This window comes from Aromatoleum evansii (assembly GCF_045689615.1).
Classification (GTDB): domain Bacteria; phylum Pseudomonadota; class Gammaproteobacteria; order Burkholderiales; family Rhodocyclaceae; genus Aromatoleum; species Aromatoleum evansii.
Genome location: NZ_CP141259.1, coordinates 1852392 through 1878750 on the forward strand (window position 1 = coordinate 1852392; position 26359 = coordinate 1878750).

Annotated in this window: 22 protein-coding genes; 11 read left to right on the top strand and 11 right to left on the bottom strand. The window is 63.8% G+C overall.

Features of this window, described 5'->3' with window-relative positions:
* Positions 1-106: 106 nt before the first annotated feature.
* The 6 genes from U5817_RS08485 to U5817_RS08510 all read left to right on the top strand — a co-directional run bounded on the left by U5817_RS08485 (position 107) and on the right by U5817_RS08510 (position 5526).
* Complete coding sequence (locus U5817_RS08485) at positions 107-1252, top strand: acyl-CoA dehydrogenase family protein (protein WP_407280406.1); 1146 nt, start codon at positions 107-109, stop codon at positions 1250-1252.
* 2 nt (positions 1253-1254) lie between these two features.
* A complete protein-coding gene (locus U5817_RS08490; protein ID WP_407280407.1) occupies positions 1255-2310 on the top strand; it encodes an acyl-CoA dehydrogenase family protein in 1056 nt (351 codons plus the stop codon).
* Positions 2307-3107, top strand: a complete 801-nt coding sequence (locus U5817_RS08495) for a crotonase/enoyl-CoA hydratase family protein (protein WP_407280408.1) — start codon at positions 2307-2309, stop codon at positions 3105-3107. The genes U5817_RS08490 and U5817_RS08495 overlap by 4 nt, the downstream gene beginning before the upstream one ends.
* A 37-nt stretch (positions 3108-3144) precedes the next feature.
* Positions 3145-4269 carry an acyl-CoA dehydrogenase family protein gene (locus U5817_RS08500; RefSeq protein WP_407280409.1) on the top strand — a complete coding sequence of 375 codons (1125 nt, stop codon included), beginning with the start codon at positions 3145-3147 and terminating at the stop codon, positions 4267-4269.
* Positions 4270-4439: 170 nt separating this feature from the next.
* Entirely contained in the window at positions 4440-5078 is a 639-nt protein-coding gene (folE, locus tag U5817_RS08505) for a GTP cyclohydrolase I FolE (RefSeq protein WP_407280410.1), read from the top strand.
* A gap of 13 nt (positions 5079-5091) precedes the next feature.
* Positions 5092-5526 carry a hemerythrin domain-containing protein gene (locus tag U5817_RS08510; protein WP_407280411.1) on the top strand — a complete coding sequence of 145 codons (435 nt, stop codon included), beginning with the start codon at positions 5092-5094 and terminating at the stop codon, positions 5524-5526.
* A 275-nt stretch (positions 5527-5801) separates the two neighbouring features.
* On the opposite strand, the gene U5817_RS08515 is transcribed toward U5817_RS08510, so the two are convergent.
* Positions 5802-9650 (bottom strand): hypothetical protein, encoded by a 3849-nt coding sequence (locus U5817_RS08515; RefSeq protein WP_407280412.1) that lies wholly within the window; start codon positions 9648-9650, stop codon positions 5802-5804.
* Between the two features lie 271 nt (positions 9651-9921).
* Positions 9922-10833, bottom strand: coding sequence for a LysR family transcriptional regulator (locus tag U5817_RS08520; protein WP_407280413.1), 912 nt, complete (start codon positions 10831-10833; stop codon positions 9922-9924).
* 97 nt (positions 10834-10930) lie between these two features.
* Between U5817_RS08520 and U5817_RS08525 the strand changes: the two genes are divergently transcribed.
* The 4 genes from U5817_RS08525 (at position 10931) to U5817_RS08540 (ending at position 16762) form a co-directional block, all read left to right on the top strand.
* A complete protein-coding gene (locus U5817_RS08525; protein ID WP_407280414.1) occupies positions 10931-14488 on the top strand; it encodes an indolepyruvate ferredoxin oxidoreductase family protein in 3558 nt (1185 codons plus the stop codon).
* A gap of 87 nt (positions 14489-14575) precedes the next feature.
* Entirely contained in the window at positions 14576-15337 is a 762-nt protein-coding gene (locus tag U5817_RS08530) for an electron transfer flavoprotein subunit beta/FixA family protein (RefSeq protein WP_407280415.1), read from the top strand.
* On the top strand, positions 15337-16266 hold the full coding sequence (locus tag U5817_RS08535; RefSeq protein ID WP_407280416.1) for an electron transfer flavoprotein subunit alpha/FixB family protein: 930 nt from the start codon (positions 15337-15339) through the stop codon (positions 16264-16266). Before U5817_RS08530 ends, U5817_RS08535 begins: the two co-directional genes overlap by 1 nt.
* A 277-nt stretch (positions 16267-16543) precedes the next feature.
* Positions 16544-16762 (top strand): hypothetical protein, encoded by a 219-nt coding sequence (locus tag U5817_RS08540; protein WP_169141811.1) that lies wholly within the window; start codon positions 16544-16546, stop codon positions 16760-16762.
* Positions 16763-16836: 74 nt separating this feature from the next.
* Here U5817_RS08540 and U5817_RS08545 read toward each other — a convergent pair whose 3' ends face one another.
* The 9 genes from U5817_RS08545 to U5817_RS08585 form a co-directional block, all read right to left on the bottom strand.
* Positions 16837-18423: an MFS transporter gene (locus tag U5817_RS08545; RefSeq protein WP_407280417.1), complete on the bottom strand. Its 1587-nt coding sequence runs from the start codon at positions 18421-18423 to the stop codon at positions 16837-16839.
* Between the two features lie 19 nt (positions 18424-18442).
* Positions 18443-19495: a universal stress protein gene (locus tag U5817_RS08550; RefSeq protein ID WP_407280418.1), complete on the bottom strand. Its 1053-nt coding sequence runs from the start codon at positions 19493-19495 to the stop codon at positions 18443-18445.
* 114 nt (positions 19496-19609) lie between these two features.
* Complete coding sequence (locus U5817_RS08555; RefSeq protein WP_407280419.1) at positions 19610-20551, bottom strand: VOC family protein; 942 nt, start codon at positions 20549-20551, stop codon at positions 19610-19612.
* 130 nt (positions 20552-20681) lie between these two features.
* Positions 20682-21440 (bottom strand): SDR family NAD(P)-dependent oxidoreductase, encoded by a 759-nt coding sequence (locus U5817_RS08560; protein ID WP_169254119.1) that lies wholly within the window; start codon positions 21438-21440, stop codon positions 20682-20684.
* A gap of 60 nt (positions 21441-21500) precedes the next feature.
* A complete protein-coding gene (locus U5817_RS08565) occupies positions 21501-21725 on the bottom strand; it encodes a ferredoxin (RefSeq protein ID WP_018990607.1) in 225 nt (74 codons plus the stop codon).
* A 147-nt stretch (positions 21726-21872) separates the two neighbouring features.
* Positions 21873-22661 carry an IclR family transcriptional regulator gene (locus tag U5817_RS08570; protein WP_407280420.1) on the bottom strand — a complete coding sequence of 263 codons (789 nt, stop codon included), beginning with the start codon at positions 22659-22661 and terminating at the stop codon, positions 21873-21875.
* Positions 22662-22895: 234 nt separating this feature from the next.
* The gene (locus U5817_RS08575) at positions 22896-23765 is read right to left on the bottom strand and encodes a cache domain-containing protein (RefSeq protein ID WP_407280421.1); all 870 of its coding nucleotides are present in this window, start codon (positions 23763-23765) and stop codon (positions 22896-22898) included.
* Positions 23766-23838: 73 nt separating this feature from the next.
* The gene (locus U5817_RS08580; protein WP_407280422.1) at positions 23839-25029 is read right to left on the bottom strand and encodes a thiolase family protein; all 1191 of its coding nucleotides are present in this window, start codon (positions 25027-25029) and stop codon (positions 23839-23841) included.
* Positions 25029-25427 carry a Zn-ribbon domain-containing OB-fold protein gene (locus U5817_RS08585; protein ID WP_407280423.1) on the bottom strand — a complete coding sequence of 133 codons (399 nt, stop codon included), beginning with the start codon at positions 25425-25427 and terminating at the stop codon, positions 25029-25031. Before U5817_RS08585 ends, U5817_RS08580 begins: the two co-directional genes overlap by 1 nt.
* 150 nt (positions 25428-25577) lie before the next feature.
* On the opposite strand from U5817_RS08585, the gene U5817_RS08590 reads away from it, so the two are divergent.
* Positions 25578-26279, top strand: coding sequence for an SDR family NAD(P)-dependent oxidoreductase (locus U5817_RS08590; protein ID WP_407280424.1), 702 nt, complete (start codon positions 25578-25580; stop codon positions 26277-26279).
* Positions 26280-26359 lie beyond the last annotated feature (80 nt).

Consider the following 26359-nt stretch of genomic DNA (forward strand, 5'->3'; position numbering starts at 1 on the left):
CGCGCGGCGTGTCCGCCGGCCGACGGTCGTCCGTGCCGTTCGCGGGCGACGCGACCCGGGTCATCCACGCCGTTGCTCAAGCCGACGGCCCACTATCGAACGCGCCATGTCCATAGACCAGTTCAAGTACAGTCGCATTCCGCCGGAGGCCGAAGCACTTCGTGCGGAAGTGCGCGCCTTCCTCGCCGAAGCCCTGAAGGATTACCCGGCCGCCCGCCGTGCGGATTCCTGGATGGGGTTCGACGCCGAATTCAGCCGTCGCCTGGGAGCGAAGGGCTGGGTCGGCATGGCCCTGCCCAAGCGCCATGGCGGCGGCGAGGCGAGCCCCTTCGCCCGCTACGTCGTGATCGAGGAACTGCTCGCCGCCGGCGCGCCGGTGTCCGCGCACTGGTTCGCCGATCGCCAAAGCGGCCCGCAGATCCTGCACTACGGCACCGATGCGCAGAAGGAACGTCACCTGCCGGCAATCTGCCGCGGCGAACAGTTTTTCTGCATCGGCATGAGCGAGCCCAATTCGGGCTCCGACCTCGCTTCGATCAAGACGCGCGCACGCCGTGAAGGGGACAAGTGGGTGGTGAATGGGCAGAAGGTGTGGACCACCAACGCCCACCGCTCGCACTACATGATCGCGCTGGTACGCACCAGCGAGAACAGCAAACGGCAGGAAGGACTCTCGCAGTTCATCATCGACCTCAGTCTGCCGGGTATCACCATCCGGCCGATCAAGGACCTTACGGGCGCCGAGCATTTCAACGAGGTTTTCTTCGACGAACTCGTACTCGATGCCGACGCCCTCATCGGTACCGAAGGGCAGGGCTGGGCGCAGGTCACCGCCGAACTCGCCTTCGAGCGCAGCGGTCCCGAGCGTTTCCTCAGCTCGATCGCGCTGATCCACACGCTCATCGACGCGGTGGGGCGCAGCCCTGATGCCCTGCAGGCCAAGGAGATAGGCCGCTTCGCCGCGCGACTGGTGACGCTGCGCAACATGTCGTTGGCGGTGACGGCGCAACTCGCGGCGGGTAACAACCCGGCGTGGGAGGCCTCGGTCGTGAAGGATCTCGGTGCGGTTTTCGAGCAGGAGATTCCGGAAATCGCGCAGCTGTTGTGCGAGCTTCCGCCAACCGTTCGGGGCGGCAGCGACCACGCCCAGGTGCTGGCCTATCTGACCCAGATGGCGCCATCGTTTTCACTGCGCGGCGGCACGCGGGAGATTCTCCGCGGCATCATCGCGCGCGGATTGGGGCTGCGTTGATCATGAGAGACCTATTCGATTCCTCTGTCGAACGTCTGTTCTCCGACCTCGTCACCGCCGACGCGGTGTTGGCTTGCGAGGGCGGCGAATGGCCGGCTGAGCTGTGGACGGCGGTAGAAGCGTCCGGTTTCACGCTGGCTCTGGTGCCAGAGTCGCTCGGCGGTGCCGGTGCCGCGTGGGCGGATGTATGCGGTGTGCTGCGTCTGGCCGGCGGCTTCAATCTCCCGCTGCCGCTGCCCGAGGCGATGCTCGCCAACTGGTTGCTGGGTGCGAGCGGACTGGCCGCCGTGTCGGGGACGCTGAGTGTTGCTGCGCGCGGCACGTTGCGTCTGGAAAACGGCCGTGTAACCGGGGCCGCCGTCGATGTGCCGTGGGGGCGCCACGTCCGCCACGTGGTGGCCGTCGCCGCGGGCGCGACGCCTGCGGTGGTGCTCCTGCCGACTGAGGCGGCGACCGTGGTCCGTACCGTGAATACGGCCGCCGAACCGCGCGACACGCTCAAGTTCGAAGCGGTGGTGCCGCTCGCAAGCGCGGCTTTGCCGACTGCACTGTCCGCCGACGTGCTCAAGCTCGGCGGCGCAATGATGCGTGCCGCCCAGATCGCGGGGGCGCTCGAAACCGTGTTGGCGATGGCCACCACGTACGCCGGTGAGCGCGTGCAGTTCGGCAAGCCGATCGGCAGTTTTCAGGCGATCCAGCACCAGATTGCTGTCCTCGCCGAACATGCGGCGGCCTCCGTGATGTCCGCCGAAGCGGCCTTCGCCGAGTCGGACGATCGGCTCGCACGCCTGCCGGTGATGGCGGCCAAGATCGGCGCCTCCGAGGCCGCGGGGGTAGGTGCGGGCGTCGCCCATGCCGTGCTTGGCGCGATCGGCTTCACCCACGAACACGCCTTGCATTTGACGACCCGAAGGCTGTGGTCGTGGCGCAGCGAGTTCGGCTCGCTCACCGACTGGTCGCAGCAACTCGGTCGCGCGCTGTGCGGCGCCGGCTCCCAGGCATTCTGGCCATCGATCACCGCCGGCGCGCTCGCCGGATTCGAGGAGACAGCAGCATGAAACCCTTTCTGATCCTTGAACGCGAGGACGCCATCCTCACCGTCCGCATGGATAGCCCGGAGACGCGCAACGCGCTCTCCGATCCGTCGCAGATGCAGGAATTCGTCGACCTGTGCGCCAACGTCCGTGTGGACCGCTCGATCAAGGTCGTCGTGCTCACCGGCAACGGACCGGCTTTCTGCGCCGGCGGCAACGTCAAGGACATGCGCGAACGCGGCGGCATCTTCGCCGGCTCGCCTTACGAGGTGCGCGAGAGCTACCGCAATGGCATCCAACGCATCCCGCTGTGCCTTTACGACCTGGACGTGCCTGTCATCGCGGCGATGAACGGACCCGCGGTCGGCGCGGGCCTGGACCTGGCGTGCATGTGCGACGTGCGCATCGCCGCCGACACCGCAAAGTTCGCGGAAAGCTTCGTGAAGCTCGGCATCGTGCCGGGTGATGGCGGTGCGTGGCTGCTGCCGCGCATCGTCGGTATGCCCAGGGCCAGCCTGATGGCGCTCACCGGCGACACGATCGACGCCCAGACCGCGCTCGCGTGGGGTCTCGTGACCGAGGTGGTACCCGCTGCCGAGCTCGAAACCGCGGCGCTGGGCATTGCCCGGCGCATGGCGGCAAATCCGGCCCACGGCCTGCGCCTCACCAAGCGCCTGCTGCGGGAAGGCCAGCACATGCGTCTCGATTCGCTGCTGGAGATGTCGGCGGCCTACCAGGCGCTTGCCCATCACACCGAAGATCACATGGAAGCGGTCGCAGCCTTCGTCGAGAAGCGCGAACCGAAATTCACCGGCCGCTGAGCCGGGAAACTGCACGAGAACAGGCGGAGGAACAAGGATGCGGACCGTATTCCGTGAAGATCATGAAATGTTCCGCGAGATGGCGCGGCGCTTCATCGAGAACGAGATCGTCCCCCACCTGCACGAGTGGGAGACGGTCGGGATCGTCCCGAAGTCGGTCTGGCGCAAGGCGGGCGAGGTCGGCCTGCTGTGCTCGACGGTACCGGAGGAATACGGCGGCGCGGGTGGCGATTTCGGCCACTCGGCGGTGATGATCGAGGAGCTGGCGCGGGTCAATGCGACCGCAATCGGCTTCACGACCCACTCCGAGATCGTCGCTCCTTACATCGTTGCCTATGGCAGCGAGGCGCAGAAGAAGAAGTGGCTGCCGAGAATGGTCGCAGGGGAGATCATCGGCGTCATCGCGATGAGCGAGCCCGGCATCGGTTCCGACCTGCGCTCGATGCGCACCAGCGCACGGCGCGACGGCGACGAATACGTCATCAACGGCCAGAAGACCTTCATCACCAACGGTGGCAACGCGGACCTGATGGTCACCGCGACCAAGCTCGACCCCAACGCGAAGGAGCTCACACTGATCTGCGTCGAGGCCGATCGCCCTGGATTCGCCAAAGGCCGGCTGCTTGAAAAGATCGGACTGAAGGGCCAGGACACCTCGGAACTCTTCTTCGACGAGGTCCGTGTCCCGGTCGAGAACCGCCTCGGCGACGAGAACAAGGGCTTCGGCTATCTCACGCACCAGCTCGCGTGGGAACGCACCATCATCGGCATTCGCGCTGCCGCCTCCATCGAGGCGCTGATTGACGACACGCTCGAGTACGTGCGCGAGCGCAAGGTGTTCGGCAAGACGGTCTTCGATTTCCAGAACACCAAGTTCAAGCTCGCCGAATGCAAGGCGCAGGCGACCATGCTGCGCGTGTTTGTGGACGACTGCCTGGGCAAGGCCATGCGCGGCGAACTCTCGCCCGAGGTCGGCGCGATGTGCAAGCTGGTCGGCTCCGAGATGCAGGGCAAGGTGCTCGACGAACTGCTGCAACTGCATGGCGGCTACGGCTTCATGAGCGAGTACAAGATCAGCCGCGCATGGGTCGATGCACGCGTCGCACGCATTTACGGCGGCACGTCCGAGATCATGAAGGAAATCATCGCCCGCTCGCTCTGAGCAGACCAGACCGCGCGGGCGTGACGCAGATTATGTCTTCTCCTCCGACGGTGCGCGGTGCGCTGCCGGTTTACGGGACCTCGGCAACAAGGTCCCGCTCTTTCTTCTGCGAGGACGTCCGGCGTTACGGGCGTCCCGCCCACGCCGAACGATAAACGGGAGAACGCAGCATGATAGAAGGGCAAATCGACGACGCCCGCGACGCGGACCTGCGGGGTGGCGTATCGCGCGAGGCGGCGGAAGACGCCGTACGCACCCTCATCCGCTGGGCCGGCGACGAACCGGGCCGCGAGGGGCTTCTCGATACGCCCTCGCGGGTCGTGCGCGCCTACGAAGAATTCTTCGCCGGCTATTCGCAGGACCCGGCCGAAATCCTGGCCCGCACCTTCTCCGAGGTCGAGGGCTACGACGAGATGATCGTCATGAACGACATCCGCTTCGAAAGCCACTGCGAGCACCACATGGCGCCCATCATAGGCAAGGCGCACATCGGTTACCTGCCGAACCACCGCGTGGTCGGCATCTCCAAACTCGCGCGGCTGGTCGAGATCTACGCAAAACGCCTGCAGATCCAGGAAAAGATGACGGTGCAGATCGCCGACACCCTGCACTCCGTGCTGCAACCCAAGGGCGTCGCGGTTGTCATCGAGGCCTCCCACCAGTGCATGACCACGCGCGGGGTGCACAAGCCCGGCGCGAGCCTCGTCACCAGCCGGATGGTCGGCGCATTTCGCGAAGACGCCTCGACGCGCCGCGAATTCCTCGCGATGATCGGCATGGGCGGCCCTCGCGGCCTCCCGAATACCTGAACGGAGACCGGAAATGAGCGAGCAGGCGAACCCCTGGAGCGACGAATTCCTCCTCGGCTATGGGCCGATGGACGACATCCACCACGAGTTCGTCGAGCTTGTGCACGCCATGCAGGTCGTCGGAGACGAAGTCTTCCCGGCACTGCTCGACCGTTTCGCCGCCCACGCCGAACACCACTTCGCAGAGGAAGCCGCCTGGATGTCGGCAGGAAACTTCCCGGCACGGGACTGCCACGTCGAGGAACACGAGAAGGTCATGGCCTCGGTGCGCGAAGTGCAGCAGATGGTCGCGGCGGGCAACATCGAGGTCGGGCGCCGCCTCGCGGTCGCGCTCGAGGAGTGGTTCCCGGGCCATGCGACTTACATGGATTCGGCACTGGCGCAATGGATGGTCAAGCGCAGCACGGGCGGCGTGCCGCTGGTCCTGAAGCGCACGGTGACGACCTGAAGGTCGGGTAGGTCGGCGCGCTGCGATTGGTCGCAGGGGCTATGGCAGCCGGGTTAGGTCGGTGACGTCGGCTGCGGTATCCAAAGTGCACTTTGTGCGACCATTCATCACTCAGTTGTGATGTTCCCTGCGCACTGACCGTCGTTTGGCAGGAACGGCCATCGACCCATACCAAAGTGGTTGGCCGATTTGCCCTGCCAACCCGCCCTTCGAGACTGTCTATGGATCCCGGGGTATTTCACTACTTCAGCAACAACCCAGAGCAGGCCACAGTGTTATCGGCCGATCTGCTGCTCTTCGTCTCGTAGAGCTTCGTGAGCCCTGTTCGCCTTTGCCTCGTCGATCATACGCTGGGCCCACGTCCGCACCACGTCATGCTCATGTTCAAGAACCGGCGTGAGCACGCCTATAAGCCGGTCATAGAATGGAACAAGTGAGCCAGACCAAGAGAACGTATTCAGGCTTGCACCCACTGCCTCCAATACCCTATCGATAGCGGCGTAGTTGTCAATGAGCATCATCGCCGTGTCGGATAGACGCCATGCCCCGGATGCGTCCTTGTCGATGACCCTGACGATCCGGGCGAGAAGAGCAGGAGCAAGAGCTGGATCCTCATCGCACCACTCCCTTAAGAAGTGCGGATCCAAACTATCGATGACGCGTTCCTTGTCTCGACTCCCCTTCCAAGCTCCTAGCGAATCGCTAAGTCGCCACCTCGCCATGCTGTCGCCAGACACCAATGCTTGCCTCACAATCGGCCACGAAATCTCGGCCTGTTCGCTAAAGAGAGATTCGAAGATCTTCTCAGCGAGGTGGTCAGAAAGTGGTTCCCCACTGGTAATCGCGCCGCAAAGTTCCCGCGACAAGAACTCTGCGATTGCAGCCGATTTCGAAATCAGTCGCTGGGCGACAACCTCGAACTCGTGCGAATCCCGATGTGCCCGACCCGAGGACAACATGCCTTCCGTGGAGATAACGGCAGCGAACTCTTCCTGTAGCGCCTCCACTGCCTCTGGCCGTCCAAAACTGTACATAAATAGGATGTCCAGAGCGACCCACGCTCCGTCAATTCCCTGTTGAAGGAGTTTCCGACTGAGCTCCGAGAGCTGCTTGACGGACACTTCAAGCATCGCCTGGCCACATGAGAGCCCATAAAGCTGATTTGCTTCCACATGCCCGGCCTGCAAGACCTCTTGCAGTGCAGCAATACGAGCGTCGTTTAGCTTCAGGCCGCGAGCAATGCTTGGCAGCGACCGCCGCAATGCGGGATGCACTGCGAGCGCGGCGAAGAGCACATCACAGGACATTGGATCGCGGTCGCCTATCACTGATAGCCAGCCACTAACAAGTGCGCTGTTTCGCTGCTCGAACGCAATATCTGCGAGGCGAGCGAGAATGAGTTCGTATAGCAGTGGTGCCATATTGCTGCCGCGAGCAAGGCCCTGACCGAACGCATAGGCTTGACGCTGTTCGCCCTGCAAGAGGGCGTTCAGGTGATCGACGGACGCTTCCCAGTTCTGGCCACACTCTTGCCCAAGAGCTTCAGAGTCTCTTGCCGCAACATCAACCCAACTGCCGTCGCTACTCTCTTCATGATCGAAAGGCGGCTCGGTGACCATCAACTTGAGCCGCTGAGGAAGGTCCACCGGGGCAAGCGTGTCAAGCCACGAACGTACTCGAATTTCCGTGCCAGCTGGTGCTTTATCTAAGTCGTACTTGAGCACATCCTTGACTGCATCCACCGCTTGTGACCACACATCTCCTCGCCCTCGAAGTTCGGCAATGACGACGCCGATAACCCATTCGACATCATCCAGCCGTCCGAGCTGAACTAGACCTCTTATGTGCGATGCGATTGTCCCTGCAGCACGCTCACCGATCTCATTGGGCTCCTTCGCCAACTGCGCGAGTTCCTCTAGGCACATCCTCCAATAATCGAATACTTCCTTCCATGTCTTGGGCCTGTACTGCGGCAACGGACCGGAGCTCCCCTGATACTCCGGCCCTGACGTACCTGTGAAGTTGTTTGTCGTCAGTGCACTGTTGAGCGCGACGATCGCTACAGACCGAAGGCCGATGTCGTCGCTGCCTGCCATTTGACGCAACAAGGGGGCTCGGAGGCCAAGAGGAGCTTGCGTTCCAGACAGCAACACCATGAAGAGGCGAGCCAGAACACCAGTTGCGTTGTTCGACCACCTCTCGTTCTCGGCACAAGCAAGCCTTGCTAAGAACTGAGCTGCCCGAGAAAAGGTGTCCTCCCGAAAGGCAAGTTTCTCCAATGCCCAAACAAGGTTCCGCCTGGGAGTGCCATTCAACGTCTGCAGCTCGGTCGTGATCGATTCGCCAAAGGCGTAGTCAAGCGCTGCGACAGCATGTACCGGGTTCACCTCCGCAATTGCGCGAAAGAGCTGCGAACCCAGGTCAGAACTGAGCACTTTCGCTTGGCCAAAAGGGCCTGACTTTCCACAGAGCTGCCCGCTGATGGTCGATAGAGCGGGAACGAAGTCGAGCATTCTGACTCGCTCGCAGAACGCATCTGCCAGCGCAGGCGGAAAGCGGAGTCCGATGATCTCCACGGCTCGCTCCGGCGGACACCTTTCCCACCAATCTGCGGCGAGTCGGATAGCCAGTGGCCTCGGGCGTACTTGAATCACGCGGCCGTACCGCGTCACAGCTCCGCTCTTCTGGAACTCAACAACCTCAGAGTAAAAATCCTCTGCAGACATGTCGGGACAGAAGACAGACCGGACAAACTCCCTCTCGGAAGCAGCATCCCCCTCGACACCTACGTTTTCAAAGAGCGCACAGGCTGCAATCACCTTAGCGGCGCGCGAGCCGGCTTCAACGTTTCTACCAAGAAGCCGCGCCAAGACTGGCCCCGTAAGACGCGCCGACAGCGGGGCATGACCGACTCGAGCTTGAGCAGTTCGGATCGCCATCAAAGGGTAACCTTGCGCTAACTCGTTGGCGATAAAGCGCCTATCGTCCTCGGTAAGATCCCTGAATGCGATGTCGAGCAGAGCTTGTATTAGCGCAGTGCTCGCCGGTTCGACGCGCAGTAGCCTCGTCTTTGTACCGGCATAGGCGGACGGGTCGAGATCATTTCCGATCGTTATGAGCGACAAACGACTATCCGCGCGCCCGACCTCCTCTGCGAGCATTTCGTGCAGAGCGAGGGGGCAGTCGTCGATCACGACTGTGCCTGTTGAGTTTGTACGCCGCCAAGCGCGCAGGACTGCTTCAATGTCGACGGTCCTCGCAGCGTTCAAGAAGCAGAATTGACTCGAGAGTCTCGCTTGTGCCGGATTAGCTGCTGGATCGTCTGGCGGCCGAAAGGCTTCAAACACGAGCCTAGACTTACCCAAGCCCGATGCACCGGTAAGGCGCGCGACGCTGCGTTCCTCTGCTGCCGCAGACCTGAGAGATTCCATAATCCCGGTGCGGTCCTTATCCACATCTGCAAAAGGCACTTCGAACGACTGGTATCCTGACAACTCCCGCCAAGTGTGTGCCCCGGCTCCTGGCTTGCCCAAGTAGTCGAACACAGCAGCAACTGCCGCTGGGTATGTATTGACCCACCCGGCGATTTCTGTGGCGTCGTAGATGTAGACCTCGTCGGCCGCGAGCTGTGCCCCTCCGTTAACTGCAGAGGCGCTAGCTATGCCCTCTTTGATAGCAGTGATGCGAGGATCCTTCGACTGCCCGACACAGTCCCGCCCCAAAAAAAGAACATATGCCCCCCCTAGTTCGATCACCTTTCGAACCTGCGGCTTCAGCGTTCCATCCTTGTTTCGAACCTCGGATAAGCACGCGGCCTCACTCATGTCTGTGGCCTTCGCTTGGAATCCAACAGTTCGGCCCGGCAGCATGCCCGTTCTATCGGGGCCATCAGTCCAATGCGCCAAGCCATCAATGCCCCCATCCTTGATGTAGATGGATAGCGGAACTTGGCTATCATATTTCTCAATTCCGTTGGCCGAGAGCTCAAGGTTGACAAGCTGCCATAGCAGCTCCACGAGCTGGCCGTCCTTGAGAAGTTTAATGTCGTCGTTCGTAACTTGTAGCGGTGAAGGCATGTCGCCCCTTGTCCCAAATTCGTTGTTCGCCCATTCTGCAGCGATCATTTTGGACTACGGTTGGTTCGGAGAACAACGATCTGAGGACTTGAACTGCAAAGTCCGCCGGTTCGAGCAAAGATGTGAGCTGCCACAGAAGCTTTTCGATTTTCTGCTTGGAGTGGAAGCTACTGTTCAGGCTTGAAGCGCGATGAACGTCAACAGCAGTGAGCGCTGCGGCCGTTCAGTCCGCAGATTCGGAATGGCCGGTCCGGCCGCGTACTTGTTGTCCGACCGTCGCCCATCCCGTCGGAAGTGCCCGTAACGACCGCCGCGCCGCTCAGCTCCCGCAAGCCTGTATCAGGAACTGCCTGAACGCGTCGGCGGGTCGTTCCAGCGTGCCGTCGTGCCGCCAGATCAGCCCGACTTCCATGTCCGGCACCACATCGAGGATGGGGCGGGCCTCGATCTTCTTGCCTTCCAGCGACCACGGCCGATACACCATGTCCGACAGGATGGTGACGCCGAAGCTGTGCGCGACGAGCCCGCGCAGCGCTTCGACCGAGCCGGTGCGAAACGCGATGTCGGGCTGAATGCCCTTGGCTGCCCAATAACGCTGCGTCGACAGTTCGCCTTCATCGACGGTGACCTGGATGTAGGGATAGGCAGCGACGTCGGCGAGGGCCGCGTTGTCTTTCTGCAGGAGCGGGTGGACGGCCGAAGTCCATAGCTGGCGGCGCGAGCGTAGCAGCACGTGGTGGCCGAAGCGTTCGCGCTCGACGACGTTGGACAGGATCACCACGCCCAGCTCAATGTCGCCGGCCGCGACCCCGGCTTCGATGGCTTCGCGGTTCATGTCGTGGAGGTCGAGTTCGACGTCCGGATAGTTCGCGCGAAAGCGGGCGAGTAGCGGGGGCAGGAAATAGCCGAGCACGGTGTACGAAGCACCGATGCGGATCGCGCCTTTCAAGTGGTGGGCCTGGAAGCGCGGTTCGCGCAGAGCGTCTTCGAGCGCGTCGAGGATGTCGCGCGTGCGTCGATAGAAGCTGTGCCCCTCGGCGGTGAGGCCCACACCGTGGGGTTTGCGGTCGAACAGGCGCACCCCCAGCGATTCTTCCAGGAGCAGTACCGCATTGGTGATGGCCGATTGCGAAACGTGGGCGCGCGCGGCGGCCATCGAGAACTGGCCGGTCTCGGCGGCGGCGATGAAGTAGCGCAGCTGGCGCAGGGTGACATTGCTGTCGGCCGGCATCCGTTTTCCTAATACCAGAACTCAATATTGGTGATTTTACGATATATGGACATATTCGTACTATGTGTCGAGATAAATAGAGAGTCTGGAGGGGATGATGAACTCACCGCTGTCTGCCGAGGCGAGGGATGCACTGCTTTCGGTCACGCTGGAGGACAAGTACACCCAGGAGTCCGGGCGCATTTACCTGAGCGGTACGCAAGCGTTGGCGCGCCTGCCCATGCTGCAGAAGGAGCGCGACCGGCGCGCCGGTCTGAACACCGGCGGCTACATCTCGGGCTATCGCGGCTCGCCGTTAGGCGGGCTGGACATGGCGCTGTGGAAGGCGAAAAAGCATCTTGCCTCACACGACGTAGTCTTTCAGCCCGGCCTCAACGAAGACCTCGCCGCGACCGCTGTTTGGGGCACGCAGCAGGTGAATCTTTACCCCAACGCCCAGCGCGACGGGGTATTCGGCATGTGGTACGGCAAGGGGCCGGGCGTGGACCGCTCGGCCGACGTTCTGAAGCATGCGAATGCCGCAGGGACCTCGCCCCACGGCGGCGTGCTGATGCTCGCCGGCGATGACCATGCGGCGAAGTCGTCGTCGGTTGCGCATCAGTCGGAGCACCTGCTGATCGCCTGTGGCATTCCGGTGCTGTATCCGGCGAACGTGCAGGAGTATCTCGACTTCGGCCTGCATGGCTGGGCGATGAGCCGCTACTCCGGGTTGTGGGTGTCGATGAAGTGCGTCACCGACGTCGTCGAGTCATCCGCCTCGGTCGAGATCGATCCGGACCGCCTGCAGATCGTCATTCCGGATGGCTTCGCGATGCCTGAAGGCGGGCTCAATATCCGCTGGCCGGATGCGCCGCTCGCGCAGGAAGCGCGCATGCTCGATTACAAGTGGTATGCGGCGCTCGAATACGTCCGCGCAAACAAGCTCAACCGTATCGTGATCGATTCGCCCCAAGCGCGCTTCGGGATCATGGCGGCAGGCAAAGCCTATCTCGACGTGCGTCAGGCGCTGATGGACCTGGGTTTGGACGACGATGCCTGTCGACGCATCGGCATCCGCCTCTTCAAGGTGGGCTGCGTGTGGCCGCTCGACGCCCACGATGCGCGCGCGTTCGCGACCGGATTGGAAGAAATCCTGGTGGTCGAGGAGAAGCGCCAGATCCTCGAGTACGCCCTCAAGGAGGAACTGTACAACTGGCGCGACGACGTCCGCCCGCGGGTCTACGGCAAGTTCGACGAGCGCGACAACTCGGGTGGCGAGTGGTCAGTGCCGCGGGGGCAATGGCTGCTTCCCGCGCGCTACGAGCTGTCGCCGGCGATCATCGCCAAGGCGATCGCCGCGCGACTTGATCGCGTGGGGCTGCCCGAGGACCTTCGCGCCCGCGTGTTCGCGCGCATCGATGTCATCGAGGCGAAGGAGCGCGAAGCGGCGCGGCCTCGCGTGACCGTCGAGCGCAAGCCCTGGTTCTGTTCGGGCTGTCCGCACAACACGTCCACCCGCGTGCCGGAAGGCTCGCGCGCGCTCGCCGGCATCGGCTGTCACTACATGGCGATGTGGATGGACCGGCGCACCGAGACTTTCACGCAGATGGGCGGGGAGGGCGTGAGCTGGCTTGGCCAGATGCACTTCTCGGGCGACAAGCACGTCTTCGTGAACCTCGGTGACGGCACCTATTTCCATTCGGGTCTGCTCGCCATCCGCGCGGCGATCGCCGCCAAGGGGACCCTCACCTACAAGATCCTCTACAACGACGCGGTCGCGATGACAGGGGGGCAGCCGGTCGACGGGGTGCTGACGGTTCCGCAGATCGCGCAGCAGGTGAGCGCCGAAGGCGCAAGCCGTGTCCTGATCGTGAGCGACGAGCCGGAGAAGTACGCGACGCGCACCGGTCTGCCGGATGCGGTGACGGTTCACCATCGGGACGAGCTCGACGCGTTGCAGCTCGAACTGCGCGAGAGTTCGGGGGTGTCGATCCTGATCTACGATCAGACCTGCGCCACCGAGAAGCGCCGCCGCCGCAAGCGCGGCGATTACCCTGATCCGGCCCGCCGCGCATTCATCAATCCGGCAGTCTGCGAGGGCTGTGGCGACTGCTCCGTTGCCTCCAACTGCCTGTCGGTCGAACCACTGGAAACGCCGTTAGGCACCAAGCGTAAGATCAATCAGAGCGGCTGCAACAAGGATTTCTCCTGCCTGAAGGGTTTCTGCCCGAGCTTCGTGACCGCCGAGGGCGCGCAATTGCGCAAGCCCGCAACGGGCAAGGCGGCGCCGGCGATTGCCGCGGAGGCGCTGCCTGAACCCGCGCTGCCCGGGCTGGACAAACCCTGCGGTATCGTCGTGACGGGGGTCGGCGGAACGGGGGTGGTGACGATCGGTGCGCTGTTGGGTATGGCGGCTCATCTGGAACACAAGGGTGTCACCGTGCTCGACATGACCGGCCTCGCGCAGAAGGGCGGGGCGGTGTTGAGCCACGTGCAGATTGCGGCGACCCCGGCGGCCATTCACGCCACCCGGATCGCTACCGGCGAGGCCGACGTGCTGATCGGCTGCGACGAGATCGTCTCCGCTTCGGCCGAAGCGCTCTCCAAGGTCCGCCAGGGACGTACGCGAGCGGTGGTCAATAGCGCGCAGACCCCGGCGGCGGAGTTCCTGTCGAATCCGGACTGGAAGTTTCCGGGGGCGGCGGCCGAGGGCGACATCCGCGCCAGTGTGGGCGATGCCTGCGAATTCATCGACGCGAATGCGCTGGCACTGCGGCTGCTCGGAGACACGATCTACGCCAATCCCCTCGTGCTGGGGTTCGCGTGGCAGAAAGGCTGGATTCCGGTCGGCAAGGCTGCGTTGTTGCGCGCGATCGAACTCAACGGAGTCTCGGTCGAAAAGAACAAGCAGGCCTTCGAGTGGGGACGGCTTGCGGCACATGACGCGGGAAGGCTGCCGGTGGCCGACGCCTCGGAGCGGGGTGAGGCGGTGGTGCTGGCCATGCCCGAGTCGCTCGACCGGCTGATCGAGCGTCGCGTGACGCTGCTCACCGATTATCAGAATGGCTCCTATGGCGAGCGTTACCGAAAGGCCGTGGCGCGGGTGCGAGAGGCCGAGCGAGCGGTGGTCGGACAAGGCCGACTCGCCCTGACCGAGGCTGTCGCGCGCAACCTCGCGAAGCTCATGGCGTACAAGGACGAGTACGAGGTGGCGCGGTTGCACAGCGCGCCCGAATTCCTCGCCCAGTTGCGCGAACAGTTCGAGGGCGAGCCCGGCCGGGATTACCGGCTCAACTTTCACCTCGCGCCACCCCTGTTCGCCAAGCGAGGCGTTGATGGCATACCGCAGAAGCGCGCCTACGGTCCGTGGATGATGCGTACCTTCCGCCTGCTCTCCCGCTTGAAGGGCCTGCGTGGCACTGCCCTGGATCCCTTTGGCAGGAGCGCGGAGCGGCGCCAGGAGCGTGAACTGGTGAAGGATTATTTCGTCTTCATCGACCGCATCTGCGACGGCTTGTCACGAGACCGGCTGGATGTCGCGATCGAGCTTGCGCGCATCCCGGAACAGATTCGCGGCTATGGCCACGTCAAGGAACGCAGCATGGCCGGCGCCGCCAGGCGTCGCGAGGAGTTGCTGGCGCGCTTCGAGGCTGGCCGGTCGGAACGGGCAGCCTGAAGTGCGCCGGACGACAACGTCGAGGCGCTCGCGCCCTTGATGGTCGTACGGAGCGAATCAACCCACAAATCAGCAACAAGGAGACTCATGAAGATCCTGGTACCCGTCAAGCGCGTGCTTGACTACAACGTGAAGGCCCGCGTGAAGGCCGACGGCACGGGCATGGACCTCGCCAACGTGAAGATGGCCATGAACCCCTTCGACGAGATCGCGGTGGAAGAAGCGGTGCGGCTGAAGGAAGCGGGCATCGCGACCGAAGTGATCGCCGTGAGCTGCGGCGCGGCGGTGTGCTCCGAAACCCTGCGCGCGGCGATGGCGATCGGGGCCGACCGCGGCATTCTCGTCGATTGTGGTGAACTGAGCGACGCGGAGTTGCAGCCGCTCGCCGTCGCCAAACTCCTGAAGGCCCTGTGCGACACGGAAGCCCCGCAGTTGGTGATCTGCGGCAAGCAGGCGATCGACGACGACGCGAACCAGACCGGCCAGATGCTCGCCGCCCTGATGGGCTGGCCGCAGGCCACCTTTGCGTCGAAGCTGTCAGTGGACGGGAACCTTGTCACGGTCACGCGCGAGATCGATGGCGGCCTCGAAACCCTCGAGATGACGCTGCCCGCGGTGGTGACCACTGACCTGCGCCTCAATGAGCCGCGTTATGCGACGCTGCCCAACATCATGAAGGCAAAGAAGAAGCCGCTCGATAGCGTGAAGCCCACGGATCTGCGAGTCGATGTGGCGCCGCGTCTGGCGATCCTGAAAGTGGCCGAGCCGCCCAGGCGCAGTGCGGGCGTGTTGGTGCCTGACGTCGCGACGCTGGTCGATAAACTGAAGAACGAAGCAAAGGTGATCTGATGGCCGTCCTCGTCATTGCGGAACACGACAACCAGTCGATCAAGACCGCGACTCTCAACGCCGTGACCGCCGCGCAAGTGGTCGGAGCGGACATCCACGTCCTGGTCGCGGGCAGCGGCTGTTCCGCCGCCGCTCAAGCCGCGGCCGCCATCGGCGCCGTCGCGAAGGTGCTGATATGTGACGCGGCGCAGTACGAAGCTCAGACCGCCGAGAACGTCGCCGAACTCGTGCGTGCGCTCGCCGCCGACTACAGTCACGTCTTCGCCGCGGCAACCAGCGCCGGCAAGAACATGCTGCCGCGCGTCGCCGCACAGCTCGACGTCGCGCAGATCTCCGACATCGTCGCGGTGGAGTCGGCCGACACCTTCGTGCGACCGATCTACGCCGGCAATGCGCTGGCGACCGTCAAGAGCACCGACCGCGTGAAGGTGGTGACCGTGCGCACCGCTGCGTTCGACGCCGCGCCGCTCGGCGGCTCCGCGCCGATCGAAGCTGTGCCCGCCGCGAAGGACCTGGGCCTGACCCGTGTCGTCGGCCGCGAACTCACGAAGAGTGAGCGCCCCGAACTCGGTGCCGCCAAGATCATTGTCTCCGGTGGCCGGGGGCTGGGCAACGGCGAGAACTACCGTACCGTGCTCGAGCCGCTCGCGGACAAGCTCGGCGCCGCGCTCGGTGCGAGCCGCGCCGCTGTCGATGCGGGCTTCGTCCCCAACGACTATCAGGTCGGCCAGACCGGCAAGATCGTCGCGCCCCAGGTCTACATCGCGATCGGCATCTCCGGTGCGATCCAGCATCTGGCAGGCATGAAGGATTCCAGGCTGATCGTCGCGATCAACAAGGACCCCGAGGCGCCGATTTTCCAGGTCGCGGACTACGGCCTTGTAGCGGATCTGTTCGCCGTGGTTCCTGAAATGACAGCGACCATTTGATTTCCAGGCCATGCCGATTGGCTGGCCGTGATGCCAACCCGTTCCCGCAGGATTCTTCGGTGGCAGCTATTCCTCTCCTGCTGCAATCCCCGCCGAAGATCCCTTCGCCCATCGGTCGCAAACCGATGGGTTTTTTTTGATTCGACCACGCCACGGATGCGGCAAAAAATCCTTGCGCTCGTTCAGGGTATTGTCTACTCTTGAACAAAAGCACATATAGTGTGTAAATAAAGAAACATCGCCCGATAGAGGCGCACCTTCGACAGGAGGAGACATCATGGCTCTCAGAACACTCGGCATCAGCGCCGTTGCGGCGGCGTTGCTGACCGCTACCGACGGTTCCTTCGTTTCGCTGCACCCCCCAGGTGTCGCCCAAGCGTGCGCTTCAGCTCCGTCGTGCGACGGAATGCTGGAGACTCACGCGTATGCGGTGTCGCATCTCTATGCGCACAAGACGATGAACGAGTTCGTCGGCATGGTGTTGATGCACCGCTAAGTGTCGAGGGGACGGTAAGGCGTCCCCGGCCGCGCCGGCACGCTGCGGAAGGTTCTCCCGACCGCTTTCAGTCGTCACGCTTCCGCAATGAAGCGGCGTGTGAGCGAGCTCCCGTCGGTGGTGAGGGCCTCCAGGCGGCGCTCGATGTCGCGGTCCTGTCGCGTAACACGGGCGCGCTGGCGCAGGTAGTCGAGCCACGAGTCCACCAGGAAGCGTTCTGCAAGACAATCCGTGTGTTCGAGATCCCTGTAGAGGCGCCAGGCGATCGCCCCGTTTCGTCGACGTGAGATGCCGACTTCGTGGGCAGCGCGCACGAATTCCTCGTGCCGTTCGGCCGGTACGCAGTAACTGATTTCTACCGCAATGGGCCCCTGCTCATAGTCGGCGGGACTGGCAGCGGGGCCCGTTTCCGGCGCGTCGGCTACGCTGAAATCGGACTCCGATCCAAGTTGCATGCGAGCTCTTCCAGCCAGCATCAGCCCGGCCGCAATCGATCCGGCTGCAATCCACAGGCTTGCCCTGACGCCCATGCGTTCGGCGATTGCGCCCCACAATACTCCGCCCGCTGCCATCGCCCCCATGATGACGAGCAGGTATACCGACGCAACACGAGCGCGCACCCAGCCTGCGGCGGAAGTCTGGATCACGGTCCCGGTGGTGGTATTGACCGCCATCCAAGCCATTCCGCCGACCACGAGCAGCGCGCTCATGACGAAGAGATTGTGTACCACCGGAATCAGCGCTGTGACAGCCATGAACAACATGCCGCCGCCGGTCACGATGCGGCGCACGGAGAAACGTCGATACAGTCGGGTGACTTGGAGTGCTGCGATGACGGCGCCCGCGCCGAGACTGCCGAGGAGCAGGCTGAATCCGCCTGCTGCAAGCCCGAGCTGGTCACGGGCGACGAGCGGCAACAATGCCCAGATGGCGCTGCCTGCGGTGACGAAAGCGAAGACCAGGCGCAGCGCGAGCCGCAGCTGCGCGGAGTGCCGCATGTAACGCACGCCGCTGCGGATGCCGCTCCACAGCCGCTCGGGCGGCAGGCCGGACCGCAGATCCGTGTCGGGCAGGGCGCGCAGCAGCCCCAGCGAGATCACGAAACCGACCGCGACCACGACGAACAGCGTCGGGACGCCCGCGAGTGCAATCAGTGCCCCTGCGGCGGCCGGCCCCACGACGCGCGCGATGTTGGGCGTGACCGTGGACAAGGCGATCGCTGCCGGTATCTGCCCCTTCGGCGCGCTCTCGATGTTGGCGGCAATCCACGCTGCCATGCCGAACGCGTTGCTGCACCCGAGCGCGAAGGTGAGGCCGAGGAGCAGCCAGGCACCGATGCCCCCAGCCAGTGCCATGGCGGCGAGCAGGCTGGCGAATGCGAGGGAACAGGTCTGGGTGATCAGTAGGAAGCGCCTGCGGTTGACCAGATCGGCGATCACGCCGCTCGGGAGCCCGAGCAGAAAGGCAGGCAGCGCCATCGCCGTCTGGACGAGGGACACCATCAGCGGCGAATCGGGCCGTAGTTCGGTCATCATCCAGGCGGCGCCGATGTTCTGCATCCACATCGACAGGTTGACGGCGATTGCCGCGATCCACAGTGCGCGAAACGGCCGATGGAGGAGAGGCGCCCACGCACCCGTGGCGTTGCGTTCGACACTCATGGGCGGGGTAACCGCGTCGTCATGATTGGCCGGGCGTGCTCATGCGGGGCAGCGTCTGGTGCAGGTTGGCAATCCGCGAATACAGGCGTCGGTAGGTCTCACGTTCCCGATGGTTGAAGCGTGTGTCGCCGTTCGGTCCGAAGGCCGCCACGATCTCCTTCCAGTCCTGTTCCAACAAGTGTTCGCAGGCGCCAGGGATGATCGCCCGCTCCTCGAGTGCAATATGCCTGAGCTGCCCGAGGGCGAAGGCGTCGATGGCGCTTGCGAGCGTTTTTGCGTCGGTGTCGGGGGACGCCTGGTAGTGGGCGACGGCCGCACGCAGGTCGGCAAGTTGTCGGTCGCCAGCCAGATGCTCCTGTTGCAGATCGTCGATGACTTGGTCGAGCGAAGACGTGCGTCGCTTGAGCGCCGCGAAGAGGTAGGCATCTTCCTTTGGATGGTGCAGTTTGGCCGGGAACTCGTCGAGGTAGGTGAGCATGCCGTCCACCAGCCCAATATCCGCAGGTTTCCCCTCGCGCAGTCCGCCGGCCAGCATCCGCATGCCGTAGGACACCACCGCGATCGAGCGGTGCTCGTCCTTGATGATCGCGCAGACCTTCGTCATCGCCGGGTTCGGGTCGTTCTTTTCGACCGACGACACGAGCACCGGGATGCGGCTGCCTGCGAGCACCTTGAGCGTTTCGGAGGCGAGCATGACGCCGCCGATGCTGCGCGGCCCGTGCGATGCCATGAAGATCAGGTCGCAGCCCAGTTCCTTCGCGGCGGCGAGGATGGCCTCGTGCGGTCGGTTGCTCCGCCGGGTCACGCACTCGCAGTCGATGTCGCCCGCGCGCGCCGACACCTCGGCCTTGGCGAGGATCTCGCGGGCGCGCCCGCCGAAGTCGTCCTGATACAGACCGGGGTCGAGAAGGTGAATCAGCGCACCGTCGTCGGTCAGAGAGGCGCCGGCATCCGCATCGGCATAGAAGAACGTGATGCGCGCCCCTACGCTGCGGGCGAACTGGACGGCCTGCGAGATCGTCTGGCTGGCGAGATGGGTACCGTCGGTCGGAACGAGTATATGGCTGTACATCGCGTGCTCCGGTGTCTGCATTCAGATGATGTCGATAGGGTGCGCGGTAGCGGCCGGCGCCGCAACCGGCGCGCGCGGTGGGGAACCCGTTCCGACTGGTGCGCTCGCAGGCATTCAGCCCCTGGCGTGGAGAACCTCGGGGTCGAAGACCTCCGCCGGTGTGCGCACGCTTGGGCCAAGGATCGGGCCAACGATTTCATGACCCCAGGTCGAGAGCTGCTCCGGATTGAGTTCGAAGCCGTCATCGTGCCAAGGTTCGAGTTCCGTGATGCATTCGATCGCGAAGCCGGACGGTGTGAAGTGATAGAACGACATGTGCGGATCCTGCGAATGCTGTCCCAGCGTCATCATCATTTGCAGTCCGTTCTTCTTGACCAGATCGTAGGTTTCGCCGACGTCGCGAACCGAGCGAACGAAGAGGCCGATGTGCTGCACGCCGGCCTTGCCCGGGCCGAAACCGTAAGCGATGTCGTGGCTCGTCTTGTCGTTGAGTCTGGAGCGGAAGAACCCCGTCTTGCCCTTGCCGGCGCCCGAGCCGTACCAGTGCATGCCCATGATGCCGGTGAGGAAGTGTTCGAGTTCGGGCGTGTATTCAGGCGTGATCACGACGATGTGGCCGACGCCCCGTTCGCCGCAGACGAATCCGCCGTGCGGACGGCCCGGCACGAAGGAGCGCGGGCTCCACTTCTGCGCGTAGAACAGTTCGTGCTGGTATCCGACCGGATCCCGGAAACGGATCAGCTCCTTCACGCCGCGTTTCTCGCACAGTTCCGGATCGCCGAAGCTGACCTCGACACCATGGCTGCGGAAGCGCTCGACGGCGGCGTGAAACTCCAGCTTGCCCTTGGCTTCCCAGCCGATGTAGGCGAGGCGGTCGATCTTGCCCGGATGAAATGCGAGCCGATGGCGACGGTCGTCCAGCTTGAAGTAGAGGGTGTCCGGATCCGCAGTCGGGGATGTCCCGATCTGAAAGCCCATGACCTTCGGGCCGTATTCGCGCCAGGCATCGAGGTTCGCCGATTCGAACCCCAGGTAGCCGATACCGATGATGTCCATGCTGTCTTCCTCCTGTTTTGAGCGACCTGCGCCCGCGATTTGCACCGCGCTTTACGCAGACTTCGGACAGTGCCGCAACGGCACGGCGTCCGTTCGTTCACTGTCGGGTCACGAACTTTCGGGCTCGTGCTCAGATTGCGAGCAGGCCCCCGTCGATGACGAGGTCGGAACCGGTCATGAAGGCGGCTTCGTCTGACGCCACGTACAGGGCCAGAGACACGACCTCCTCGGGTTCCCCCGGCCGATCCTGCAGCACGCCGTCGAGTAGCGCCCTGCGGGTGACGGGGTTCTCGACGAAGGCCGCGGTGCCGGGCGTCTTCACGAAGCCCGGACTGATGCTGACCGCGCGTATGCCGACCGGCGCCCCCTCGACCGCCAGCTGGCGGGTGAAGGAGACGACCGCACCCTTGGCGGCGCAGTGGGCGCTGATGCCCGCAACCTTGGAGCCGCCCCAGGCAGCGGTCGAGGCGATATTGATGATCACGCCACCGCGCACGGTGAGGTGCTTCCACGCGTATTTGGTCGTGTAGAAGATGAGATCGATCTCGTTCCGGATCGTGTAGTGCCAGTCAGCGATCGAAAATTCCGCCACCGGTCCGAAACGCGCGGCCGATGCGTTGTTGTAGAGAACGTCGATGCGCCCGAACTGTTCGGCCGCGGACTCGACCCAGGCGCGGGCCTGTTCGTGGTCGCCGAGGTCCACCGGGGCGGAGCCGTGCAACTCGAATCCTTCGGCCTCTACCAGCCGGCGCGTTTCGGCGTGGGCGGCGGCATCCGTGTCGCAACCCACCACCACGGCGCCCTCGCGCGCGAAGCGCAAGGCCGCGACACGACCCTGACCGCCGCCGGTGCCGGTGATCAGCGCTACTTTTCCTTCAAGACGATTCATTCGGATCTCCGCGAAGTGGGCAGTTCCAGCGCTTTTCGCGCTACCAGTTCGGCGAAGAACTCAGGCGCCCGGTGCTTCGACCCGGATCGCCTCGGCGGGGCAGGCGGCAGCTCCCTCGATCGCGGCCTCCTCCTGGCCGGCGGGAACGAACTCGCTGTCGAGATAGACGATGCCGTCGCCGTCCAGTTTGTACACGTCGGGGCACAGGGCCGCGCACAATCCGTAACCGCAGCAGCGGCTGCGATCGACAATAACCTTGTGAAGTTTTTCGTTCTGTTCGCTCATGGCGTGTCTCCTCATCTGCTCGGGGCCATCGAGGCCTGCGAGATGATTATGCACAGAAAACGAAAAAGTGTCACTATTTTTGCGGGGCGTGTCGCGGGACCGCAAAAAGGGTTGCTCAAGGACCGCCGGCAGCCCTCGCGACGACCCTCAAAACAGCAGGTTCGACAGCTTGTCTGCGAGTTTGCGCACCTCGCCCCCGAGCTTGTCCGCGTCGGCCCCGATGTACTGGCCCCGGAACATCACCGCCGATACGGCAAAGGAAATGGCACCGGCGCGGTCGCGCACGGGGGCCGCAATAGCCATGATGCCGGCCGAGAAGTAGCCGTCATCGATCGCCCACTGGTGTTCCTTGGCGAACTGCACCTGCTGACAGTACTCGTCGAACTCCAGCGGTCGGGCCCAGCGGATCTTGTCGAATGCGGCGCGCATCGCGGTTGGGTCGAGATCCACCTCCGCCGCGAACAGTCTGCCGCTGGCGCCCATGAAGATGGGCAGGCGCTGACCGATCGCCATGTCGATGCGCAGATCGCTCGGGCTTGCCTCGGAACTCACCAGCACGATGCGGTCGTATCCCATCTGGCGCCACAGGGTGACCGTGACATGGAAGCGGGCGGCGAATTGCTGCAGCAGTGGGCGCGCGATGTCGAGCCGCTGGCCCTGCGTCACGAGGTGGCCTACGAGTTTGGCGAGCCCCAGGCCGGGCGAATAGGTCTTCGACGCGGGATCGAAAGCAACCATGTCTTCCGCTGCCAGTGTGCGCAGGATGTTGAAGCAGGTACTGGGGTTGATCGACAACTGCCGGGCGATATCCGCTGCGCGCTCCGGGGTGTCGGTCTCCGTCAGAAAGCGCAGGATCCGCACCGCATTGACGACAGGCTTGACGGTGACCCCGCTTGAAGACCGGCCCGCGGTTTCATCCTCTTGTGTGGTGTCCATCCCTTGTCTCCTCCGTCCGTCGTGCAGGCGTCCCGGTCGGCAAGCGGGAGACTTCTTCCTCGCGTGCGCCCCAGACGGGGCGCATCAGGAATCAGGGTGCCCGTCCGTGAGCCGGATAATCTGCACGCAAAACGGTTTTGTGTTTGCGTATTAGAATTAAATTCTGTCTGCAGAATACTACGGCGACGACGAAAAGGCGACAGCCGGGCCGGCTTACGACAAGAGGAAATGACTTCAGGGTTTGAAGTAGCCCACCGCGACGATGTGGTCGCCGACGACTTCGAACAGCGTGTGCTTTTCCTCTGTTCTTTTCGTGACCGGGTTTTTCCACAGGTAGTCGAGTTCGCCGCGTGGCCGGTTGGCGGTCTGCTCCAGCATCTTCCGAACGATGGGTGTGCCGGCCTGGTCGTACAGGTCGCGGCCGTCGGAGCCGACCAGGCGCGGCATCGTGCCGTGGGCGACAAAGCGTCCCGTTTTCCGGTCGATCACGAACACGTAGAGATCGTCCTGCACGAAGCGGCCTTCGATGCGGTTGAATTCGGTAATGGCGCTGGTGGGCGCGGCCTTCATTGCCGCAACGGCCTGTTCAAGGAAGGCCTGCGCCTGGTCCGGGGACGAACGGCTGATGTAGTAACCCACCGCGACCACTCGTTCGCCGACCTTCTCGAAGAACGCGTGCTTGCGCTGAAGGGTGTTGTCGGTCCAGTTGACCCAACGGTAATCGACTTCGCCGCGGCCATCGTTACGCGCCTTGTTCAGCATCTCCGCGAAGAAAGCCTTTCCGCTGGCGTCGCGCATCTCGGAAACCTTGCGGCCGATCAGCGTCGTGGACGAGCCGCCGCTGGTCAGCATGGTGCCGTCCATGTCGAGCACGTACACATAGAGCTCACGGTCGATGAAGTCGCCCTGCCGGCCGAATTCCGCCAGTGCCCGGTCGCCGACGGCACGAAGTCGGGCGGTGGCCTTCTCCAGCAAAGCCTGCGCGCGCGTGGCGGAATCCGGTGCTGACACCTGGCTACCCGAAACCGCTTCGGCCGCGCTTGCCGGCGGCAGCCAGGCGGTCGCAAGAATGAACAGTCCCAGCGCGAGCGTTCTTATGGCCATGCTCCCCTCCGTGTGGTCGAAAATTGGACACTAAGTCTGATTGTGCAGTAATCCGTCTGCACCGTGGCCGGGCTCAGTCCCGGACCAACAACACACTGCCGCCCAGCGGTCCACCGCCTGCCGCAACCACTGAAACGTGATGCGGTGCGATCTGTCGTTCGCCCGCGCGTCCCCACAATTGCGTGCAGGCTTCATGAACGTAGCCCAGGCCGTGCGTGCGCCCCCCGGAGAGCTGGCCGCCGTTGGTATTGATCGGCAGCTCGCCGTCGCGGGCGATGCGGCGGCCACCTTCGACGAAGCGGCCGCTTTCGCCGCGCGGGCATAGCCCGAGCGCTTCGAGCCAGATCATCGTGAGGATCGAGAATCCATCATAGAGCTGGGCCGAGCCGACATCCTTGGGCTTGAGATCGGTGCGCGCCCACATCATTTCGCCGACATCGCGCGCGGCGGTCGCGGTGAGGTCGATCTGGTCCCACGACCAGGGTTGGTGCAGTGCGGCGCCGATCGCCTCGAGGCGGATCGGCGGATTGGGCCCGTCCTTGGCGGCGTCGGCACGCGAAAGGATGATCGCGGTCGAGGCGTCGCAGTGGACGTCGCAGTCGAGCATGCGCAGTGGAGTCGAGATCATGCGCGAGGCGAAATAGTCATCGAGCGAGAGCGGCGTCCGGTAGATCGCCTTCGGGTTAAGCGCGGCGTTGGCGCGGCAGGTGAGGGCGATCTGGGCGAGTTGTTCGGGTGTCGTGCCGTATTCATGGAAGTGGCGTTGGGTATAGAGCGCCATGAGGTTGATCGCGGAGAGCACGTTGAATGGTGTGTACCACTGCCAGAAGAAGCTGCTGTCGCGTCCGATCGTCTTGTTCGTCAGGGCGCTGGCATTCTTGTCGACCTTGCGTCGGCTCGCCTCCGTGATGGTGCGGAAGACCAGCACGTGGCGGGACAGGCCGGATGCGATCGCCATCGCGCCATTGATGATGCCTGCGAGCGGTCCGGGGCCTTCGTAGCCTCCGCCGTACCAGTTGACCTTGAGGCCGAGGGTGCCTATCAGCGCGTTGGGGCCGACGGGTGAGAAGGCATCGCCATTGTTGTTGTCGCCCGGCCAGCACGCCACGCCGTCGATGTCCGCGCGCGTGAGTCCGGCGTCGGCGATGGCGTCGAGGCAGGCGTCCAGCGTGAGTCGCATGCCCGATCGTGCAACCGGGCGTCCCACCTCGGACTGGCCGACACCGGTGATGGCGACGTCCTTTTCAAAGATTCGATCGAACATCATGCGTCCTTCTCGAAGAGGGGGAGCCACACGTCCTCGTGCTGCTCGAAGCGCACCCTGACGGGCATGTCGATATGCACGGCCTCGGCGGGAAGTCCCACGATATTCGTGACGAAGCGCAGGCCGGCCTGTTCCGCGAGTTCGACGATCGCCACGACATAAGGCTCGGTGAGGTCGGGGCGCCATGCCTGGTGATTGATCGTGTAGCTCAGGACCTTGCCCTTGCCGGAGACCACCCGCGGTGCCACCTCGAAACTGCCGCAGTGCGGGCAGATCGGGGCGGGCGGATGAAAGAAGCGCGTGCAGTCCGCGCAATGATGTATGAGCAGGCGCCCCTGCGCGCCGCCCTGCCAGAACGGGGAGTTGTCCTCGGTGAGGAGGGGGAGTTTTCGGGTCATGGTCTGCGCGCTCTCGACGATTTGACGATCGGTCAAGCGGGATTCTACATGCACATATAGACAGAAGTGCAAAATCTGTCTAAAGTTTGTCGCAAGGACCTGCCTGCCAGCGTGCAACGACGCGGAGGCCATACAAGGAACTCTGATCCCATGAGTACTCGACTCGAAGCTAGAAGTATCGTCGTAACCGGTGGATTCGGCGCGCTCGGTCGCGCGGTCGCGCAGCGCCTCGTGGAAGACGGTGCGCACGTCACGCTTGTGGACCGTGCGGCGGCGCCCGCTGGCGGCCTGCCTGAAGGCGTGGCGGTTGTGCTCGGCGAGGTCGACCTGAGCGACGAAGCGGCCTGCGCGGCAGCCTATGCGCGCGTGCGTGTGGCCGCTGGTGGCATCGACGGCGTGGTGAATGTGGCAGGTGGCTTCGCGTGGGAGCCGATCGAAGGCGGAGCGCTCGAGACCTGGGATCGCCTGTACACGATGAACGTGCGTACGGCCGTAGCGAGTTGCCGGGCGGCGCTGCCGCATCTGCTGGCGCGCGGGGCGGGGCGCATCGTGAACGTCGGCGCACTGGCCGCGCAGAAGGCCGGAATGGGGATGGCGGCGTATGCCGCATCGAAGTCCGGCGTCGCGCGGTTGACCGAATCACTTGCCGAAGAGCTCAAGGACCGTGGCGTCACCGTGAATGCGGTGTTGCCGAGCATCATCGACACCCCCGCCAACCGCGCCGACATGCCGGACGCCGATGCCAGCCGCTGGGTGGCGCCGGACAAGCTCGCCGCGGTGATCGCTTTCCTGCTCTCGGATGACGCCTCGGCCGTCACCGGAGCCTGCGTGCCGGTGAGCGGCCGGGTGTAGCAACCGCCAGCGCCTCTCCCATGGGGGAGGGGCAAAACTCGAAGAAGAGAGGATTCGCCCGCATCGAGCGGGACGAGTCC

Excerpts from the sequence above, each read along its gene's own strand:
- U5817_RS08515 (WP_407280412.1), bottom strand. The coding sequence starts at position 9,650 with ATGATCGCTGCAGAATGGGCGAACAACGAATTTGGGACAAGGGGCGAC.
- U5817_RS08550 (WP_407280418.1), bottom strand. The coding sequence starts at position 19,495 with ATGTACAGCCATATACTCGTTCCGACCGACGGTACCCATCTCGCCAGC.
- U5817_RS08575 (WP_407280421.1), bottom strand. The coding sequence starts at position 23,765 with ATGGCCATAAGAACGCTCGCGCTGGGACTGTTCATTCTTGCGACCGCC.
- U5817_RS08580 (WP_407280422.1), bottom strand. The coding sequence starts at position 25,029 with ATGTTCGATCGAATCTTTGAAAAGGACGTCGCCATCACCGGTGTCGGC.
- U5817_RS08510 (WP_407280411.1), top strand. The coding sequence starts at position 5,092 with ATGAGCGAGCAGGCGAACCCCTGGAGCGACGAATTCCTCCTCGGCTAT.
- U5817_RS08590 (WP_407280424.1), top strand. The coding sequence starts at position 25,578 with ATGAGTACTCGACTCGAAGCTAGAAGTATCGTCGTAACCGGTGGATTC.
- U5817_RS08570 (WP_407280420.1), bottom strand. The coding sequence starts at position 22,661 with ATGGACACCACACAAGAGGATGAAACCGCGGGCCGGTCTTCAAGCGGG.
- U5817_RS08565 (WP_018990607.1), bottom strand. The coding sequence starts at position 21,725 with ATGAGCGAACAGAACGAAAAACTTCACAAGGTTATTGTCGATCGCAGC.
- U5817_RS08545 (WP_407280417.1), bottom strand. The coding sequence starts at position 18,423 with ATGAGTGTCGAACGCAACGCCACGGGTGCGTGGGCGCCTCTCCTCCAT.
- U5817_RS08535 (WP_407280416.1), top strand. The coding sequence starts at position 15,337 with ATGGCCGTCCTCGTCATTGCGGAACACGACAACCAGTCGATCAAGACC.
- U5817_RS08485 (WP_407280406.1), top strand. The coding sequence starts at position 107 with ATGTCCATAGACCAGTTCAAGTACAGTCGCATTCCGCCGGAGGCCGAA.
- U5817_RS08525 (WP_407280414.1), top strand. The coding sequence starts at position 10,931 with ATGAACTCACCGCTGTCTGCCGAGGCGAGGGATGCACTGCTTTCGGTC.
- folE (WP_407280410.1), top strand. The coding sequence starts at position 4,440 with ATGATAGAAGGGCAAATCGACGACGCCCGCGACGCGGACCTGCGGGGT.
- U5817_RS08495 (WP_407280408.1), top strand. The coding sequence starts at position 2,307 with ATGAAACCCTTTCTGATCCTTGAACGCGAGGACGCCATCCTCACCGTC.
- U5817_RS08500 (WP_407280409.1), top strand. The coding sequence starts at position 3,145 with ATGCGGACCGTATTCCGTGAAGATCATGAAATGTTCCGCGAGATGGCG.
- U5817_RS08560 (WP_169254119.1), bottom strand. The coding sequence starts at position 21,440 with ATGAATCGTCTTGAAGGAAAAGTAGCGCTGATCACCGGCACCGGCGGC.
- U5817_RS08520 (WP_407280413.1), bottom strand. The coding sequence starts at position 10,833 with ATGCCGGCCGACAGCAATGTCACCCTGCGCCAGCTGCGCTACTTCATC.
- U5817_RS08490 (WP_407280407.1), top strand. The coding sequence starts at position 1,255 with ATGAGAGACCTATTCGATTCCTCTGTCGAACGTCTGTTCTCCGACCTC.
- U5817_RS08585 (WP_407280423.1), bottom strand. The coding sequence starts at position 25,427 with ATGACCCGAAAACTCCCCCTCCTCACCGAGGACAACTCCCCGTTCTGG.
- U5817_RS08530 (WP_407280415.1), top strand. The coding sequence starts at position 14,576 with ATGAAGATCCTGGTACCCGTCAAGCGCGTGCTTGACTACAACGTGAAG.
- U5817_RS08540 (WP_169141811.1), top strand. The coding sequence starts at position 16,544 with ATGGCTCTCAGAACACTCGGCATCAGCGCCGTTGCGGCGGCGTTGCTG.
- U5817_RS08555 (WP_407280419.1), bottom strand. The coding sequence starts at position 20,551 with ATGGACATCATCGGTATCGGCTACCTGGGGTTCGAATCGGCGAACCTC.